This is a genomic window from Exiguobacterium sibiricum 7-3 (assembly GCF_000620865.1).
GTDB classification, from domain to species: Bacteria; Bacillota; Bacilli; order Exiguobacteriales; family Exiguobacteriaceae; genus Exiguobacterium_A; species Exiguobacterium_A sibiricum_A.
This window is the reverse complement of record NZ_KK211190.1, coordinates 1,928,785-1,947,339: the sequence shown is the minus strand read 5'-3', so window position 1 is coordinate 1,947,339 and position 18,555 is coordinate 1,928,785. Positions and strand designations below refer to the sequence as shown.

General features: G+C 48.1%; 17 protein-coding genes and 1 other annotated feature (1 of these 18 only partly in view). Of the genes, 9 read left to right on the top strand and 8 right to left on the bottom strand.

Going from position 1 to position 18,555, the window contains the following annotated elements; all coding sequences use genetic code 11:
* Nucleotides 1-142, top strand: a binding site (T-box leader); it begins 62 nt to the left of the window's first position.
* 60 nt (nucleotides 143-202) lie between these two features.
* A complete protein-coding gene (locus tag P402_RS0111175) occupies nucleotides 203-1,849 on the top strand; it encodes an aromatic amino acid hydroxylase (RefSeq protein WP_026828770.1) in 1,647 nt (548 codons plus the stop codon).
* Between the two features lie 79 nt (nucleotides 1,850-1,928).
* Complete coding sequence (locus P402_RS0111170) at nucleotides 1,929-2,441, top strand: hypothetical protein (protein WP_026828769.1); 513 nt, start codon at nucleotides 1,929-1,931, stop codon at nucleotides 2,439-2,441.
* A 42-nt stretch (nucleotides 2,442-2,483) separates the two neighbouring features.
* On the opposite strand, the gene P402_RS0111165 is transcribed toward P402_RS0111170, so the two are convergent.
* The 3 genes from P402_RS0111165 to P402_RS0111155 form a co-directional block, all read right to left on the bottom strand.
* Nucleotides 2,484-2,771, bottom strand: coding sequence for an MGMT family protein (locus P402_RS0111165; protein WP_026828768.1), 288 nt, complete (start codon nucleotides 2,769-2,771; stop codon nucleotides 2,484-2,486).
* Entirely contained in the window at nucleotides 2,768-3,739 is a 972-nt protein-coding gene (locus P402_RS0111160) for a cation diffusion facilitator family transporter (protein WP_026828767.1), read from the bottom strand. Before P402_RS0111160 ends, P402_RS0111165 begins: the two co-directional genes overlap by 4 nt.
* 126 nt (nucleotides 3,740-3,865) lie before the next feature.
* Nucleotides 3,866-4,354 carry a pyridoxamine 5'-phosphate oxidase family protein gene (locus P402_RS0111155; RefSeq protein ID WP_026828766.1) on the bottom strand — a complete coding sequence of 163 codons (489 nt, stop codon included), beginning with the start codon at nucleotides 4,352-4,354 and terminating at the stop codon, nucleotides 3,866-3,868.
* Nucleotides 4,355-4,521: 167 nt separating this feature from the next.
* Here P402_RS0111155 and P402_RS0111150 point away from each other — a divergent pair, with 167 nt between their 5' ends.
* Nucleotides 4,522-5,532, top strand: coding sequence for an LLM class flavin-dependent oxidoreductase (locus P402_RS0111150; RefSeq protein ID WP_026828765.1), 1,011 nt, complete (start codon nucleotides 4,522-4,524; stop codon nucleotides 5,530-5,532).
* A 19-nt stretch (nucleotides 5,533-5,551) separates the two neighbouring features.
* Here the strand turns inward: P402_RS0111150 and P402_RS0111145 are convergent, their stop codons facing one another.
* Entirely contained in the window at nucleotides 5,552-6,820 is a 1,269-nt protein-coding gene (locus P402_RS0111145; RefSeq protein ID WP_026828764.1) for an MFS transporter, read from the bottom strand.
* A 120-nt stretch (nucleotides 6,821-6,940) separates the two neighbouring features.
* On the opposite strand from P402_RS0111145, the gene P402_RS0111140 reads away from it, so the two are divergent.
* Entirely contained in the window at nucleotides 6,941-8,128 is a 1,188-nt protein-coding gene (locus P402_RS0111140; protein WP_026828763.1) for a helix-turn-helix domain-containing protein, read from the top strand.
* Nucleotides 8,129-8,172: 44 nt separating this feature from the next.
* Here P402_RS0111140 and P402_RS0111135 read toward each other — a convergent pair whose 3' ends face one another.
* On the bottom strand, nucleotides 8,173-9,615 hold the full coding sequence (locus P402_RS0111135; RefSeq protein WP_026828762.1) for a C40 family peptidase: 1,443 nt from the start codon (nucleotides 9,613-9,615) through the stop codon (nucleotides 8,173-8,175).
* Nucleotides 9,616-9,830: 215 nt separating this feature from the next.
* On the opposite strand from P402_RS0111135, the gene P402_RS0111130 reads away from it, so the two are divergent.
* The gene (locus P402_RS0111130) at nucleotides 9,831-11,543 is read left to right on the top strand and encodes an ABC transporter ATP-binding protein (protein ID WP_026828761.1); all 1,713 of its coding nucleotides are present in this window, start codon (nucleotides 9,831-9,833) and stop codon (nucleotides 11,541-11,543) included.
* A 126-nt stretch (nucleotides 11,544-11,669) separates the two neighbouring features.
* Nucleotides 11,670-12,530 carry a DUF4003 family protein gene (locus tag P402_RS0111125; protein WP_026828760.1) on the top strand — a complete coding sequence of 287 codons (861 nt, stop codon included), beginning with the start codon at nucleotides 11,670-11,672 and terminating at the stop codon, nucleotides 12,528-12,530.
* A 59-nt stretch (nucleotides 12,531-12,589) separates the two neighbouring features.
* Here the strand turns inward: P402_RS0111125 and P402_RS0111120 are convergent, their stop codons facing one another.
* Nucleotides 12,590-13,840 (bottom strand): lysine N(6)-hydroxylase/L-ornithine N(5)-oxygenase family protein, encoded by a 1,251-nt coding sequence (locus P402_RS0111120; protein WP_026828759.1) that lies wholly within the window; start codon nucleotides 13,838-13,840, stop codon nucleotides 12,590-12,592.
* Between the two features lie 78 nt (nucleotides 13,841-13,918).
* On the bottom strand, nucleotides 13,919-15,067 hold the full coding sequence (locus P402_RS0111115) for a S1C family serine protease (RefSeq protein ID WP_235188868.1): 1,149 nt from the start codon (nucleotides 15,065-15,067) through the stop codon (nucleotides 13,919-13,921).
* A 193-nt stretch (nucleotides 15,068-15,260) separates the two neighbouring features.
* Between P402_RS0111115 and P402_RS0111110 the strand changes: the two genes are divergently transcribed.
* The gene (locus tag P402_RS0111110) at nucleotides 15,261-15,617 is read left to right on the top strand and encodes a DoxX family protein (protein WP_026828757.1); all 357 of its coding nucleotides are present in this window, start codon (nucleotides 15,261-15,263) and stop codon (nucleotides 15,615-15,617) included.
* A gap of 86 nt (nucleotides 15,618-15,703) precedes the next feature.
* On the opposite strand, the gene P402_RS0111105 is transcribed toward P402_RS0111110, so the two are convergent.
* A complete protein-coding gene (locus P402_RS0111105) occupies nucleotides 15,704-16,468 on the bottom strand; it encodes an SGNH/GDSL hydrolase family protein (protein WP_026828756.1) in 765 nt (254 codons plus the stop codon).
* Between the two features lie 126 nt (nucleotides 16,469-16,594).
* On the opposite strand from P402_RS0111105, the gene P402_RS0111100 reads away from it, so the two are divergent.
* Nucleotides 16,595-17,515: an ABC transporter ATP-binding protein gene (locus tag P402_RS0111100; protein WP_026828755.1), complete on the top strand. Its 921-nt coding sequence runs from the start codon at nucleotides 16,595-16,597 to the stop codon at nucleotides 17,513-17,515.
* Nucleotides 17,508-18,506 carry an ABC transporter permease gene (locus tag P402_RS0111095; protein WP_026828754.1) on the top strand — a complete coding sequence of 333 codons (999 nt, stop codon included), beginning with the start codon at nucleotides 17,508-17,510 and terminating at the stop codon, nucleotides 18,504-18,506. The genes P402_RS0111100 and P402_RS0111095 overlap by 8 nt, the downstream gene beginning before the upstream one ends.
* Nucleotides 18,507-18,555: the final 49 nt, after the last annotated feature.

The window sequence follows — 18,555 nt, the reverse complement described above, 5'->3', positions numbered from 1 at the left end:
GCGAACGTGTACACAGATTGAATCGAATTACAGTTTCCGAGTCTCTTGCCATGCAAGCGGAGAAAACCGTTATCCCGTAATGAAGCGATCTATGTCTACGTAGATTATCAGGGTGGTACCGCGGCCTTTTGTCGTCCCTGTCGAACATCTTTGTTCGGCAGGGACTTTTTGTTGTTCATCTACTTTCAAGGGGGAAATTCATATGTCTACACCAATCATTCCAAGTCACTTACAACCACACGTCGCACCGCAGCACTACGATGATTACACGCCGACGGATCATGCGGTCTGGCGTTACGTCATGCGACTGAATTTAAATACCTTACAAGATACGGCACATCCGGCATACCTTGAAGGGTTGGCTGCATCCGGCATCAGTCCGGAACGGATTCCGGATGTCCGCGATATGACGGCGAACTTAAGCCGCGGCGGATGGGGAACGGTTGCCGTTGACGGCTTGATTCCCGGCGTTGCGTTCTTTGACTTCCAAGGTCACGGTCTGTTGCCGATCGCAACCGATATCCGAAAAGTCGATAACATCCTCTACACACCGGCACCGGATATCTTGCACGAGGCGGCAGGTCACGCGCCGATCTTGATGAATCCGACGTACGCGGAATTCGTTCGCCGGTTTGGTGAAATCGGGGCACATGCCTTTAACCATAAAGCCGAGCATGATGTCTTCAAGGCACTGAAGAAACTAACGATCGTCAAAGAAAGTCCGTTCTCGACACCGGCAGACATCGAGCAGGCGGAAGTCGCACTTGCTGAAACCCGGACCCATGTGACTGGTATTTCCGAAGCAAATGAAATTTCACGTCTGTTTTGGTGGACGGTTGAGTTTGGTCTGATTGGCGATATCAACAATCCACAAATCTACGGAGCCGGTCTTCTGTCATCGGTCGGCGAAAGCCGGCACTGTTTGACGGACGCTGTCACAAAACATCCGTTTTCACTTGCGAAAGCACTGGCGACGAAACATGACGTCACGAGCATGCAAAAAGAACTGTTTGTCTGCGAATCATTCGAACAGCTTCGGGAAGCCCTGGAAGAGTTCGCGCAGACGATGTCATACGTCCGCGGCGGCATCCACGGATTAACGAAAGCCGTCGAGTCAGGCAACCTTTCGACGCTTGTCTTTGACAGTGGCATCTCGCTCGTCGGTGTACCGGCAACACAGGAAATCCATGAATCTCTGCACCTCGTCAAGCTGACCGGTCCGACGGCGCTTGCTGCGAAAGGTGAAGTCATGACAGGTCAAGGGCTGGCCGATCATCCGGAAGGCTTTACACTCCTTCACGGACCGGAGTTGAACGAAGTCTTGCTCCAGGTCAAAGTCGGGGAAGAGCTGGACTGGACAGAAGGTGCAGTTCACGTCACAGGACAGATTTCAGCGATTCAAAACGTCAACGGACATCGGGCACTCGTCGTCTTGGAAGACGCTCAATTAACGAACGACGGTCAAACGACGGCAATGGACCGGATGGAACTGGTAGTCGGAGACATCACATCCGCCTTCCCGGGAACAGAAGTCGAAGCGTTAAAACCGATTCCGGAGACGGTTGAGTTCGAACGGATCGAACGTCCGTTGACAGCGGCTGATCCGATCTTTGAAGCGGTTCGGGAAATGCGTGAAGGACGGGCCGACCGTCAACTGTTGCCACAACTGATTGACCGGACGTTGACTCAATTACCGGATGCCTGGTTGTTGCGTCTTGAATTACTTGAATTGGCAGATGAAGTCGATCAGCCTCGGTTGATTGCCGATCTTGACCGTCTGAAGCAGACGTCGGTCGAACGGGAAGAGTTGATCAGTCGCGGCGTGCGCCTGCTTGACCATGTGCGGTAATCCAAGCATCGAGAAATCTCCTGAAACCTGTTAAAATGGAAACCGTGTGAAAGTGAAACGGAACAGGGGAGTGATCGATATGAAACAACCGAACTATTATCAGGACGTCAAACAGTTCCATCAGACGTTCCGCCACCCGGGGGCGGACCAACCAACAGCAATTCCACTCGAACGCGGAGTTAAACGGGCAACCTGGACAGCGGAAGAAGCAGTCGTTGAGTTTCTGCATCAGTCGTCGCGGGACGAAACCGATTTTTTGGCAGCAATCGAGACGTTTAAGACAGGACTGGATCAGGCGGTTCAAAAATCATTGAAAGAAACCTATCCGACGACGGAAGTTGAACGGTTGGTTGGTCAAGGCGATGCCTTAACGGATGCTCTGTACTTCATCATGGGCAGTTTCGTTGAAGCGGGACTTGAACCCGGTCCATTGTTTGAAATCGTCCAACAGGCAAACATGGCGAAACTGGGTCCGGACGGTCAACCGATTTTCCGGGAATCCGACCAAAAGGTCATGAAACCGGAAGGCTGGTTGCCGCCGGAACCGCAGCTGGAGGCAGAAGTCTTACGTCAAATGAAAGAAAAAGCCTGAAAAAAAGGAAGTAAGCCGCACATGCGGTTTACTTCCTTTTTGTTAGACCTGATAACGGGATAACGACAGTTTCCCGGGACGCTCAAAGACGACACCTTCCGCCTCGAGTGCCAATTGCTGTTCGTCACCGTCGAGTGAAATCTCACCTTTAGCATTTAACACGCGGTGCCAGGGCAAGTGTTCCGTCCGGCTGAGGCTGTGAAGAATCCGAGCCACTTGTCGTGCGGCCCGCGGGTTTCCGGCAAGCCGTGCGACTTGACCGTACGTCATGACGCGTCCTGCCGGAATCGAACGAATGACATCAATGACTTCTTGTGTGAACGGAATCAAGGCGTTTCGTTGGTCGAGACGATGTATTGCTGAACCTTGTCATCTTCATCAAACCCGATCGTGACATCAATAATTCCTTGTTGCAGACGGATTTTCAGTTCGAGGCGGTCTTTAATGTCATCCGCTTGCGCAATCGTCAACGCTGGATCAACTTCAATCTCGACTTCGACATGGAAATGATCGCCTTCCTTGATGACTTCGAGCTTGCTGATGTCGCGAACGTCGGCATCTTTCATGATGAGACCGCCGAGCCGTGCTGCCATCGTCTCATCGGCTTCACCGAGGGCTCCGGCTGCATTTTGTAAAAAGACATTGCCGACGACATAAAACATCATCAGTCCGATGATAATCGACGCAATCCCTTCCGCCTGATGGAACGGTGTCAGATGCGAAATGATGACGGCGATCATCGCGACGAGACCGCCGGCCGTTGCGACTAAATCCTCGAGGAAGACAAGGCGTGTCGCCGGTTTTGCCTGCTTTAAGGCACGGAAGCTGTCGAGAATCAGTTTCGGACCTTTTGTCGTGATGCGGGCATCATGTGCGATTTCCTGCATCGCTTTATAAAAGACACCACTTTCTAGGACAACACCGACGAATAAGACGGACAAGGTGATCCAAAAACCGGTTGATTCGGTTGGTTGAATGATGTGGGCAATCCCTTCATGAATCGTTTCATAGGCCATGATGCCGACGAATAAAATCGCACCGAGCAATACGAGGTTGACAAGACGACCAAATCCGTTCGGGAACCGTTTTGTTGGTGCCTTCTTACTGAGGGCGGATCCGATGAAGACGAAAAATTGGTTGGCAGCATCGCCGAACGTGTGCATCATCTCGGCGAACATCGCGACGTTTCCCGTTAAGACATAAGCAACTGCTTTGATGACGGCAATGATCGAGTTAACGATGCCAGCGGTCAAGGCGGAACGGTTACCGCGTTTTAATAATGTAATGAATTCTCCCATAATGCGTCTCCTTTAGCTAACAAACTTGATTACTAATAGTAGTATGTTACACCAGATGGTCCCGTTAAAACCAATTCGAACAAAAAAAGACCAAATCGTCGAAAGACGATTTGGTCTAAAAGAGACTTACGTTAAATCTACTTTTTTGTTGATTTCGTTTGAGTCATCGTTGCCGACTGCTTTTTTCAACAGTTGTTTGACGGATTTTGTTGTATTTCCAGTTTCCCAATATTCAGCGCCTTCCGTGTTGACCTTAATCAAGACGACTTTTGGATCTTCGTATGTCGTACCGAGGTACGCTTCATAACGTGGGCTCCACAGTTCTTTTTTACGGGCCACGTCTTCGACGAATTCCGCTTTCCCGCGAATTGAGACATATGATTTGTCGACATACGCGACGTTGACGTTCGGATTTTTAAGAATTTCGTTATATTTGCCTGTTTCTTTTGATGTAAGGAACCAGAGATCGCCATCGAACTCGATATCCTGAGTTTGCATTGGACGTGAGACAAGACCTTCATCAGAGACGGTCGTCAGCATCGCCGTTTCGATTTTATCGATTAATTTTTTGACCGTTTCGACAGCTTCTTGGTTTGATGTATGATTCGTTGACATGAAAAACACCTCATCCTTTAAGTTTTTGTTGCGGCTACTTTAAGAATGTTCCCTGAATTTCAAATTGAAAACGTCGCCATCCGGTAAACAGGCAGTTTTATTGCATTCGATTATCCGACAGGCGTACAGTTTAGGCATGAAGTCAACATCATAGGGAGAGATTATAGATGAAATTAAGTATTTTAGACCAGTCGCCGGTCTCAAAAGGACAGACGCCATCAGAAGCTTTACATGAAACGGTTGAACTTGCGAAGATTGCCGATGAACTCGGTTATACGCGGTTATGGGTATCGGAACATCACTTTGCGAAAACACTTGCCGGATCAAGCCCGGAAGTTCTGATCGCCTACATGGCTGCCGTTACGAAACAGATCCGTCTCGGTTCAGGTGGCGTCATGCTACCGCATTACAGCCCGTATAAAGTCGCCGAGAACTTCCGTGTCCTCGAAGGTCTTGCACCGAACCGGATTGATTTGGGACTCGGTCGGGCACCGGGCGGCATGCCGCTCGCAACCCGCGCACTCCAGGAAGGGTCGTCACCGCGGTTCGGTGGAGCCGACTACGGCGCACAACTCGATGATCTCGTCGATTATTTAAAAGACGGGGCACCGGCTGATCACCGGTTTGCAGGACTCGTCGCAACACCGGAAGTCGATACGACACCAGAAGCCTGGTTGCTCGGATCAAGCGGCGGCAGTGCCTTGAATGCCGCGCAACGCGGATTCGGATTCGCCTTTGCCCACTTCATCAACGGACAAGGCGGGCAGGAAGTGATGGATTACTACCGTCATAACTTCATGGCGACGTCGTTCAACGCGACACCGCAAACACTTGTCTCAATTTTCGTAACGTGTGCCGAAACGACGGAAGAAGCGGAACGTTTGGCTTCGAGTCTTGATTTGTCTTTGCTCCTGCTTGAGAAAGGTGTCTCGTCAACAGGCACACCGACTCCGGAGGAAGCAGCCGCTTACCAGTACTCGTTCCAAGACCAGTTCCGGATTGCCGAAAACCGGAAACGGATGATTGTCGGAAATCCCGAGGACGTCGCACGTCAGTTGCAAAATCTCGCAGATTCGTACGGAACAGATGAAGTGATGATTGCTTCGATGATTGCCGACAAGGACGCGAAACAACAATCACTCCGTCTGATCATGGATGCAGTCAAAGCAACGGTTTAAGTCTATCAAAACGTTCATCTCAGCTCGCTGGGGTGGACGTTTTTTCTGTTTCAAGCTGGTTTTCCGGTAAGCGTTCCATTTTGATATCGTGCCGCAAATGGAAGAATCCGATACCGACCGTCACGAGTAAGCCAAATGAACTGATTCCGAGTATTAGGGTGAGCGAGACATGATCACTTAAGAAGCCGAATAACAACATACCGAGCGGAATGATTCCCATCGCGAGTGATTCCATGACACCCATGACACGCCCTAAGTACACAGGGTCTGTTTGACGCTGCACGAGCAGTTGAATCGGAATGTTTGCCCGGAGAATGATGAACCCTACCGTGAAGGAGAAGATAAGAAAATAACCAAATATCCAGTTCGATGGAACGATGTCGAGTAACGGCAACAGGGGTGAAAGAAACAGCATACCGACTAAAGCAATTGACTGAAACAATGTCATTAATGGACGCTTGATTGTAAAGCGAGGTAGAGCAAGCATCAGTGAACTAAGTAAGAGCCCCACACCTAAAGCCGCTTCAATCGTTCCGAACTGAAAAGCTGTAAACTTGAGATGATCGAGTAAAATAATCGGATAAATGACTTCTAAGGCGATGAAAAAGAAATTCAAAACAAGTGCCATCAAGATGAGCGTCGTCAGGACACGTTGTTTGAACAAATAACGGTAGCCTGATTGAAAGTCTGCCCAGAGTGAAGGCGAACTTTCTTCACTGACAGAAGGGATGACCCGGAACGTCAGCCGCATGTTCCAAAGCGCGGCGAGGGAAAACAAGCTTAATGGTAAGAGGGTGAAGAGATGAATCGGTGCAAAGGCTAACAGGAAACCGGCAAGCATCGGAGCAACAATTGAGGAAAGGGAACTGATACTTGAAATGAGGGAATTACCACGCTGTAATTCCGCATCATCGATCAGGCGCGTCAATGAACTCATCAAGGTGACGGAAAGAAATGTCGACAGAGCAGTCAAAAGGGCGCTGACAATCATGTAATGAATCGTATGGACAGGAAAAAAGGTCGCGTAACTTGCAAATACGGTGAGTATGAAGGCACTCGATGCCTCAGTCGTGACGATGATTTTTTTCCGGTTCCAGCGATCAGACAGAACACCGGCAACGGGGGATAACAGAATCCGCGGCAGTGTCCCGGCGAGTAAAACAAGTGCGAACTGAAGCCCGGACGACGTTTCCCGTAACACGGTCAGACCGGCAACAAATGTAAACAGACTGGCGGCAAATAATGAACAAAACTTACCGAACAGCAACCGTTGTAAATTTTTCGACATCATAATCCCTCCTTTTTGTTCAATTAAATTGAACTTTCCTTTATACTAGAGGAACAGGGGAGGATTGTAAATACAAAAGTTAAATTTAATTGAACTTATTTGATATGTGAGGTGCCACCGATGCTTGGACAACGCATTAAAAGTGTACGGAAAGCAAAAAAAATGACGCAGTCTGATGTCGCAGACGGCATCATGACGAAGTCGATGCTCAGTATGATCGAGAACGAAAAGGCGACACCGTCCTTACCGGCGTTACAATCGATTGCCAAACGTCTGAATGTCTCCATCGACGAGTTATTGATTGATCCGCGTGCCGTTGAAATGAAGCAAGTGATTGAAAAAATCAATTCGGCTGCAAGCGGTTATTATGCAGAGGAACAGATTGCGGTGATGCTCGCACCGTATTTGGAGCCCGCCATCAATTCTTACTGGCAAGGACAAATATATTACGAGTATGGAAGTACTTTACGTTTTTCCGATACGGAAAAAGGCTTGTATTACTTCGATCTGGCAGAAGACGTATTTAAACAGCTCGGATTGCGGGATGAACAGATTAAAGTACAGATTTCAAAAGTGTATTTTTTATTTTTCCTGCGCCGCTACGAAGAAGCGTACCGAAAGATTGACGGGATGATGATTTTTCAAGATGTCCCGCTTGCGCATGAAACGTTTCTTGACTATCAAATGTTACAGGCGATTCGTGTCAGTGTGATTAACGATAATTGGAGTCAGTCGATCGTTTTCTTACGGGAAGGGATCCGCTATATGCGGGAGAAGGGTGTCTACAGTGATGTCAGTAACTACCACCGGCTGCTTGCCCTATTTTTAAGTTTGGAAGAGGACTATGAAGCAGCAGAATTTGAACTCGAAAAATTACGGCATTTCTTTTTGTTCACGGAAGCAACGGCACTTGATCAAATCCTTGTCGACTTGACGAAAGGATCAATCGCCGTCCACCGTGAGGATTACGCCGGAATTCGTGAGGCACGTGAACGGCTGATCGAAGTCGAGATTGAAGCCTGTCTTCATTACATCGGATATTTCGAAGTCTATCTTTGTTTGTGGAATGATTCAAAAGAGGAACTCACATTTGATCTGCAGAGCGCCGTTTCGAAAATTTGGAGGAATGCGCACTTATGGCGGGCCGGTGGTGAGTATGATCACGCGATGATGTTATATGCGCTCGCGTTTGCGATGCGGGCCGGAGTTGGATTAGACCGTCAAGCAGAAGTAGAAGAATTGACAAAACAATTATCACCTGGTCATTTCAAACAAAAAATTGAGCATACCTTAGCGGAATTAACGTAAAAAAACAGGACCAATCGGGATATCACCCAGTTGGTCCTGTTGGATTAAAGTGATTTAAAACCAAGTAATTTTTGTGTCCAGTAACGCTCAGACAGGCGACTGATCCCGAGTGACGGTGTGTTGGCATGAATGAACTGATCGTTGTTCAACATGATGCCAATGTGCGTCGGACCGGCTGCATACGTATTTTCGAAGAAAATAATGTCGCCGCGGACCGGTTGACGTAATTTCGATAACTTTTGACCGAGGTAGCCGTCATTGTTCCAATAGCCGTTAACATTCGTCCGTGCCACTTTGTAACCGGCCGTATTCAGCGCATAGTTGATGAAGCCGGAGCAATCGAATCCACCGTTGACAGGGCTGCTTGAACCCCAAACGTACGGCGTGCCGAGATATTGTTGACCGATGGCGATGGCTTTTTCCATGATACCTGATGCCGGAATCGTCGTCGTTGGCGGCGTGACCGGTGGTGTTACCGGAGTAGAGACAGAGCCGGTCGTAATGTAGCTCTTCGCAACGTAGTAATAAGCGGTCCCGATTTTAATCTGGTACCAACCAGCAGACGTTCCTGTTGTTTCACCAGAAACCTGAACAGTGGATCCGTGTGCGAGTTGTGTAAAGATGGTCGATGCCGTCGATGGAGCGGTCCGGACATTTAAGCCGGTCGGCGCATCGACTTTATACGTTTTCGACTGGTCGACCGGTGTGACCGAAACACCCGGTGTCGAAGGAGGCGGCGGTGGTGTATCCTTAGCCGTCGCTGAGACATAACTCGAAGCGACATAGAGGTCTTTTCCATCGAGCTGGATTTGATACCATTTATCAAGCGATCCCGTTACTTTTAAGACGGTTTTGTGCGGTAACGTCTTGTAAATCTTACCTGTCGTTGACGCTGACAGACGGGCATTCAACCCTTCTTTTGCGTTGACTTCATATTGTTTTGACGAATCGACAGCTTTGACAGCCGTTGAAACAGGTGGTGTGACCGGTGTCGTGACCGGCGGTTTTGACCCTGTCGTCACGGTCGATGTTTTAGCAGTGACCAGTGTCGTATGGACATAAGCAGATTTGTTTTTGTAATTGATTTCGTACCATTCACCGGTTTTCTTTTTAACGGAAAGACTGACGTTCTTCGCCAGTTTACCAAGCGATTTGGAAGCAGTCGTTGCTTTCTCACGCACATTGACGGACGAGGTGTTCGTTATGTAGGTCGTAGTTGTCGGTGCTTTTGCTGGAACCGTTTTGACGTAAGCGGCAGTGATGAAAGCTTTTTTGGATTGATGACGAATCTCGTACCAGGATCCGGTCTTCTTGATTGCGTTGACGGTTGTTCCTTTTTTTAGGGTGGTAATGACTGGAGCGGAAGTAGTGGCAGCAGTCCGGATGTTGACGTTGTCTGTCAAGATGAGTGTCGTTGATGCGGCTTCGACGCCGGTAGCTGAGCTGATCAGCGCAAGTGTCGTCAAAGTGAGAAAAGTCTTTTTCACGTAGTGTGGCTCCCTTCCGAATGATGAATCTAGTTCGATCATGAATCGAATCGTTGTTACCATTTTGTCATAAGAGTTCGGGGATTTACCTGTTTTTAAAATATATTTTTTGAGAAAGAAATTCGAACTATTTTCAAAAAAAGAAGCAGGATTTGTAAACGAGAATTATTTTCAGTAATCCTGTACACTAAAGATAATTTGAGAGGAGGACTCGCATGTTAAAACGGTTTTATCAGTATTACATACCGCATAAACGGTTGTTTTGGCTTGATTTTTCATCCGCCTTGTTCGTTGGACTGCTTGAGCTGGCCTTTCCGCTTGCTGTCAAATGGTTCATCGATTCGTTGCTACCAGAAGGGGAGTTGAACTGGATTATTTTAGTTAGTGTCGGATTACTGGGCTTATATGTCATCAGCACGCTGATGCAGTTCGTCGTCAACTACTTTGGGCATAAGCTCGGGATCAACATCGAGACGGATATGCGGCGTCAATTGTTTGGTCACGTCCAAAAGCAATCATTCCGTTTTTTTGACAACACTAAAACGGGACATATCATGAGCCGGATCACGAATGATTTGTTTGACATCGGCGAACTCGCTCACCATGGTCCGGAAGATGCCTTCATTGCCGTCATGACATTACTCGGTGCCTTCTCGATCATGATGACGATCAATGTGCCGCTTGCACTGGTTACGATTATTGCCGTTCCCTTCCTGATCTGGTTGATCAGCTATGCCAATGTCCGGATGAACCGGTCATGGGACCGGATGTACGGCAATATTGCCGAAGTCAATTCGCGTGTCGAGGACAGTGTGTCCGGAATCCGTGTCGTCCAATCCTTTACGAATGAAGCCCATGAGGTGGCGCGGTTCGAAAAAGACAATCGAACGTTCCGGCAGTCGAAGATCAATGCCTACAAAGTCATGAGTACGAGTTTGTCCGGGATTTATCTGACGACACGTCTGATGACGCTCGCTGTCCTCGTCGTCGGAGCTTATCTAAGCTATACAAAAAAACTCAGTTATGGCGAACTCGTCGGTTTTATTCTCTATATGAACATCTTATTGAAACCGATTGATAAGATTACAGCGTTGCTCGAACTTTATCCAAAAGGAATGGCCGGTTTTAAACGGTTCCTGGAAATGATTGATCATGATGAAGAACTGAAGGATGCTCCGGATGCCATTCAAGTATCGACGCTAACGGGTGCTATCCGGTTTGATGACGTCAGCTTCGGTTATGAAGCGGAGCGTTTGATTTTAAAAGACATCAGTCTGTCGATCGAACCGGGTCAGACGATTGCCTTCGTCGGGACATCCGGTGCCGGGAAAACGACGATTTGTTCATTGATTCCGAGGTTTTATGATGTGACGGACGGTGCGATTACGATTGACGGGATCGATATCCGGCAGATGACGAAATCGTCGTTGCGGCAACAAATCGGCATCGTTCAACAGGATGTCTTCCTGTTTTCTGGTACGATTGCTGATAATATCGCCTACGGGAATTTGACGGCAAGTCGGACTGACATCGTCGAGGCGGCAGAACGGGCACACCTTGGACAGATGATTGCTGATTTACCGGACGGATATGACACCGAGATCGGGGAGCGGGGATTGAAGCTGTCCGGTGGACAAAAACAACGGTTGGCGATTGCGCGGATGTTCTTGAAAAATCCGCCGATCCTGATTCTGGATGAGGCGACGTCGGCTCTTGATACCGAAACGGAAGCCATCATTCAGGAATCGCTTGCTGAATTATCGAAAAACCGGACGACGCTGATCATCGCACACCGTCTGGCGACGATTCGTCAAGCGGACCGGATTCTGGTCGTGACGAAAGACGGAATCGTTGAAGACGGGACACACGAAGAACTGGTCGAAAACGGAGGATACTTCGCACGACTCCTTGACCGCCAACGCGTCTGATAAACGGAAGTCAACTCATCCTCAAGATGAGCATGGCTTCCGTTTTTTTATCTTTTTTATCTACGGGATAAAGGCGGAATGATTTTACAGGAAGCGGGAACATATAAGAGAAGGGAGGACGGGGACATGTACGGTTTGTTTTGTGAAAACTATAATGAAACCTATTCGACGTTACACGGAGAATCTTCACATGATTTCCACCGCTTTTTTGCCTTGTCATATACGATTCACAATACGGTTTTTGACAAAGCGGCATATGATCGGATGATGCAGATCGTCAAACAGAAGACGACCCGGTTTTCAGCTCTGCGCAGCCGGTATACACCGCTCTTGATTTCGCATATCCAACTCAACAGTTCGGAACCGGAGCGGCTGCTCGAACGGGTCATTGAGGCGGAACGACATATCAAACGACGCTTTATTAAAGAAAAGGCTGTCCGGCCGTTCTTTGCGCTCGGCGAAGTCTTGAACCGCGAACAAGGAATCGATGCATTTCCAATCCTGGAACAACTTCGGCAGACGCATCCTGTCCTCAATCTCGCTAAACAATACGTTGTGACGTCGACGCTGATGGAGACGGAAAGTCTTCCGGTAGCCTTCATCGAAACGGTCGAACAAGCAGAACGATGGCTTGAACGATGGATGGGCCCTTCGAGCGAACGTTTGATGACGGCACAGATTCTAGCTGCCTCCACTTCATTCGACGGTCAAAAGAAACGGATCCAAGCCTGGTGTGAAATGCTCGAAGAACGGGAACTTCGGATTTGGGACCGGCTTTTCCCATTACTGGCTTTACTCGAGACAACCGAGAGGGTCGATATGATTTATGTGACGCGTGTCGTCGACCGGGAGCGGTCCCGGAACCGCTTTTCGGATGAGGTCAATTGGTTGATTGCGTTTCACCTGTTGCTCGCGAAAAACGGTCAAAGTCGTCTGCAGTCGGCCTTACTGATTTTAGCGACGCTCGAGCTGACGAAAAAACCGTGAGAAATAATCAAAATAGATCCTCGGCGAATTCGCCGAGGATCTATTGATATGTCCGATGATTAGTCAAACGTCGTGAAGGTTGCATGTTGTTCCACCGGATACAATTCTTTGCCAGCGACATCATTTAAGATGAGTTGATTGCGTGAAACAGACATGCCCAGGTTATCAGCTGCCGGACCGTGCGACAGTTCGAGGTTCGTTGTCGCATACAAATGATGATTTGTTGAAACGGTTCGGCTGATCCGGTAGTTGGCATCGACCTTCCATGCCTGCTGTTCACCTTCAAACTCGATCTCAAGTCGATTGATGAAGCGGGGGAGAGATGGAACGAAGCCGGTCGCAGCGACTACGGCGCCGGTTTTTGAAGTCCGTTGGTCATTCAGTTCCGTATGCCGCATCGTGATGGTAAAGTCGTTCTCGTACGAAATCTCATCGACTTCCAGATTGGCACGGATTTTTACACGATTTTGTTCTTCATTTGATAAATCATATAAATGTTCATAGATCGCTTGCAATGTTTCCGGACTAATCCCGTTTTGTGACCGGGTGAATTTTGTGACTGCTTCTTGTCTGACGGCTAACGGCAGACTGTTAAAATAACGGACGTAACTCGGAGAAAAGATTTCTTCACCCAGTTTGCCGGTTTCAAGTGTTTCAAAAATCGTCGAACGGGAGATCCATTCGAGTTCAAATGTCTCTTTCCGGTCACTGGTCAGCAAATCGAGGAAGATTTCGGCCGCACTTTGACCGGAACCAACGATACTGACTTTATCCTGTTGCAGGATGGCTTCTTTTTCCATGACGTATTGGGTGTTGTGGATGACTCCTTTGTCAAAGCTTTCCGGAATCGAAGGTTTTGAACCGGTCCCAAGCACGACATTTCGTGTTTCGTAAGTCGTCCGTTTACCGGTCGCGACTTCTTCGACCAATACTTCATAACTGTCACCTGTATCCTGAATATCGATGACACGGGTAGAAAAATGTAAATCTTCGAGTTGAGTCGAGACCCATTTCAAGTAGGAATTATACTCTTGTCGAGAAATAAGTAATTTTTCATAAAAATAAAACGTATGCAAACGGTTGATGGATCGTAAATAGTTCAGATACGTAAAAGGACTGGTCGGATCGGCCAATGTGACGAGATCGGAAATGAAGCTTGTCTGCATCATCGAATCTTTAATCATCATCCCGGGGTGCCAGGAAAATTGTTCGCTTTCATCAAAAAATAATGTTCGTAAAGGTGTCGGATGAGCCAGAGCACTTAACCCTAGATTCATCGGTCCGATACCTACGCCAATCAAATCATACATAAAAAAAGCCTCCCAATCGATATTGTTATAAAACAATACCCGATATGGGAGGGGGTTGAAACGTATCTTGTCAGTTGTTTACAGTTGGTCCGTTGTCGTTGTTTTTGTCGAGACGTTCAGTTCTTTACCGTCACGGATGATGGTCAAGGTGACATTTCCATCGGATTTAATAAGCGCCGTCTTGATATCGACAAAACTCTTGATTTCTTCATTGTTGATTTTCGTGATGACATCACCAGTTTTTAATTTAGCGGAGGCAGCAGGGCTGTTCGGCTCGACGGACATGACGACGACACCTGTTTTTTGTGATTCCGGCAGTTTGACTTGATCGAGCAGATAGCCGGCAGGGAAGGCCGAGACATCCTGCAATGAGACACCGAGCGTCGGGTGTTTGACTTTACCGTTTGTTTCGAGCTGTTTTAAAATCGGTAAGGCATCATCAATCGGGATGCTGAAGCCGACTCCTTCGACCCCGGTCTCGGCAATCTTCATCGAGTTGATTCCGACCAGTTGTCCTTGTTCATTAATCAAGGCACCACCGGAGTTCCCCGGATTGATGGCGGCATCGGTCTGGATGACCGTTGTATTGAAGTCATCCTGTCCATCCTTGTTCGTATCGACTGGAACGGTCCGGTCGTTTGAGCTGACGATTCCGCGGGTGACGGAGTTTTGGAACTCACCGAGCGGATTCCCGATCGCAAGGACGGTTTGACCGGCTTTCAAATCAGCCGATTTTCCAAGTGTGATGACGGACGGGACATCACTGGCATTGACTTCCAACACTGCTAAATCATACGTTTCGTCACTGCCTAATAATTTGGCACTGAGTGTTTTTCCATTGTTTAACGTGACTTCGAGTTTAGAGGCACCGTCGACGACGTGGTGATTCGTGATGATGTAGGCTTTGCCGTCTGCTTTTTTATAGATGACACCTGAGCCGGAACCCGCTGCTGCTTCTTCCTGACTCATCGAATTACCTGATTGATAGTTCGTGACCGTGACGACAGATTTTTGTGCCGTTGCGACGGCATTCGTCACCGGATCGCTTGTCGTCGTCGAAATTTGTTTTGGCATCCCGTTTGAGAGTGGCGTATCGGCGACTTGCTGTTCTTGATCCATCAAAATCGGAAAGGCGACCGTCGCGGTAAGTACAGCACCGATGATGCCTCCGGTAAGTCCCGGTAAGAGTTGTCTTGTTTTTCCTGCCATCGAAATCCATCCCTTCATGTGGTGTTTTTTTCTAATATTAATGTATCAGATTTAATCGAACGGAATGAAATTACGGTGGTTTTTCCAAAATGCCTCATCATTCCCCATAATTCGACAACAATCTCAAACAGTTGAGTAGAGCCGGTCAGTTCGGTACACTGAATGTGTTTCGTACTTAGTAACAAACTTAGTCACAAAGGGAGAGATTCAGATGAAGTATGTACTACGTGTTCTGTACGGTGCCGGTTTATTGTTTGCCGGAATCGGTCATTTCCGGAATGAAAAGGGATTTGTTAAGATTATGCCCGCTTTCATCCCGTTCAAACGTTTTTTCGTCCAAGTTACAGGTGTCATCGAAATCCTGTACGGTTTGATGTTGCTGTCCGGACGGGGCGTTGATTGTGTTCGCAAGACGTTACCGGCGTTTTTATATGCCGTCTTACCGGCGAATATCAACATGGCGGTCAATCCGAAACCGGTTAACGGGAAAACATTACCGGCTTGGGGATTATGGGGTCGTTTGCCGTTACAGTGGGTCTTGATTGCCTTTGCTAAACGCTTGAAATAGAGACGCACGGGATGGAGCACGGACAGAATAAAAGGGTTATCCGGAAGCGGAACAACTGCTTTCGGATAACCCTTTTTGTTATTCGATTAAAAACGTTTTTCGACTGCGAGAATGGCTGCTTTAGCAATATCTTCGTATGTCGAGTCGTTCGGGTGGAACTGATCGCTTGAAAGATCACGTTTGACATCACGGACGAGGTTGAACGTATCGATGATTTCGATATCGTATTTCAGACCAAGTGTCCGGGATTTAGCGTTCCAGTCCTGGACGATTGCGTCAAACGCTTTGCCGTTTTCACTGGCGCGGAACGGATTATAGAGTCCGACATAGAAGATGACGGCATCCGGGTTTTCTTCCCGCAAGATGCGGAACGTTTTGGCAAGGTTGGTTTGAGCCGTTGTAATTGTAGCACCTGTCTTTTTGGCATCAAAGTTTGCGACCCCTTCACCACGATTAAACAAATCGTTACCGCCAATCGTCACCGAGATGACTTTTGCTTGGGACAACGTACGACGGACTTCTTTTTGTTTCAATTGTTTTAAGAGATCTTCCGTCCGGGCACCGCTGACGGCAAGATTTTGGAAACGTTCGACGCGGTCATTTTTGACAAGATCGCGACCGACGATGGCGGCATAACTGTTTCCGTTTGAGGCACCGACACCACGTGTCAGGGAGTCACCAAGTGCGACATAGGTACCGCCCTTTTTAACCGGGTCTTCCTTTGTCGGCGTCAAGACAGCCCGTTTCGGGGGATTGACGACATCGTTATAGGCACTGGCAAAACCGTACCCGAAGACTGCCGTTAAAATAAGAGAAACTATTAAAAAAAGTGGCCAAAGATATCGTTTCATGAACCGTTCCTCCTTTTGCTATTACTATGATTGTAGCAAAACTTTTCGAAATGTGCGGTTTTGAAGTGTTCCAATAAGGTAAATCATTCATTATTCCGCTAGAATGGATAGTAAGAGGTGAGAGACGTGAAACCAACTGTAAAATTAGAATCAGTCACAAAAGTCATTGGAAAGAAAACAATCATCGATAATATTTCATTTGAAATCTTTCCCGGTGAAGTATTCGGATTCCTCGGACCCAACGGTGCCGGAAAGACGACGACGATCCGGATGCTTGTTGGTTTAATCAAACCGACATCCGGTAAAATCACCGTCTGCGACTTTGATGTGCGCAAACAATTTGTGCAAGCGATGCAACGAATCGGTTCGATTGTTGAAAACCCGGAGCTCTATAAATATTTAACGGGGCGCGAAAATCTGCAAGTCTTTTCACGGATGTTACCAAACGTCGATGAAGCCCGGATTCAGGAAGTCATCGATTTGGTCGATTTGACAGCACGGGTCGACGATCAAGTCCGGACGTATTCGCTCGGTATGCGTCAGCGTCTCGGGATTGCCCAAGCCTTGCTTGGCCGTCCGGATGTCTTGATTCTTGATGAACCGACGAACGGACTCGATCCAATGGGGATTCGTGATTTACGCCAATTCATCCGGAAGCTGGTTGATGAAACGGGCTTATCAGTCCTTGTCTCAAGTCATATCCTGGCGGAAATCGAGATGCTGGCGGATCGTGTCGCCATCATGAGTTACGGGAAAATCGTCCAGGTCGGAACGGTCAAGGAACTGGTCGAGTCACTTGCACCGGGTGTTGACTGGCGTGTCGATGATGCCTTCAAGGCGAACGAAATCCTGTCGGCGTCTCCTGACGTCCAAGTCTCGGAAATCGTCGACGCGAATACCGTCCATACGTTAATGGACGCCAGCAAGACACCAACGCTCAACAAACAATTGTTTGAAGCGGGCGTCGAAGTGTGGACGATCGAACGGAAAGTCCAGACGCTCGAAGATCTCTTCATCACATTGACAGGAGGAGATCATATTGCGTAATCCGAACATGCTCGGACTGATCCGAAACGAAGTCATGAAGATTGCCTCGAAAAAACGGTTTGCCGTCGTCGCCATCATCTTAGTTGTCCTCGTCTCGATGTTTACGTATGCCCAGTATCGGGACATTCAAGAGCAAATCAAGAAGCAAGGTACACTCGACTGGCGTGTCGAATTGCAACAAGATATCGTCGATACGCAAAACCGTTTGGCCTCAAGCAGCATTCAAGACGAGTTTCGTCAGTTTCTAGAGTTTGACTTAAAACAAAATCAATACTATCTCGATAATGACATCAATCCGAATTATCCGGGGGCACCAACCTTCATCCGGATATTCTTCTCTCAAGGATTGACGCTGATTCTCCCGCTCTTCATCATCGTCATCATGGCGGATATCGTCAGCGGGGAACAAAATGACGGAACAATCAAGACCTTACTGTCCCGTCCCGTCCGCCGTCGGAAAATTTTGATGGCGAAATGGCTGACAACGTTGTTGTATACGTCGATGCTGATGGCCCTGACCGCCGCCGTCTGTTATGCGATTTCCGGAATCGTCCTTGGATATGACGGGTGGACCGCGCCGATACTGACCGGATTCCAAGCCTCACCGAGCGGAACGTTCTCGACGGAATTCGTGCATACGATTCCGATGTGGGAATATCTGTTGATGGCGATTGGTCTCGCCTGGATCGTCACTGCGGTCGTCGCGACGATTGCCTTGATGGTATCCGTGCTCGTCAAAAACACGGCAACCGGTATCGGAATCATGATGGCCGTCCTGATTTCCGGCACATTGTTGACGACACTTGGTTCAAGTTGGACGAGTTCGAAATATCTCGTCAACGTGAACTTTGGCTTAATCAACTACCTGGATGGACAAGCACCGCCGATTGAAGGGATGACGTTACCGTTTTCGCTCGCTGTCTTACTCTGTTGGACAATTGGCGCATTGATTGTGGCGTTCTGGAACTTCACGCAAAAAGATATGTACTGATTTCAGTCTAAACGAAAAAAAAGTCCCTTCTCCGTAATGGAAAAGGGAC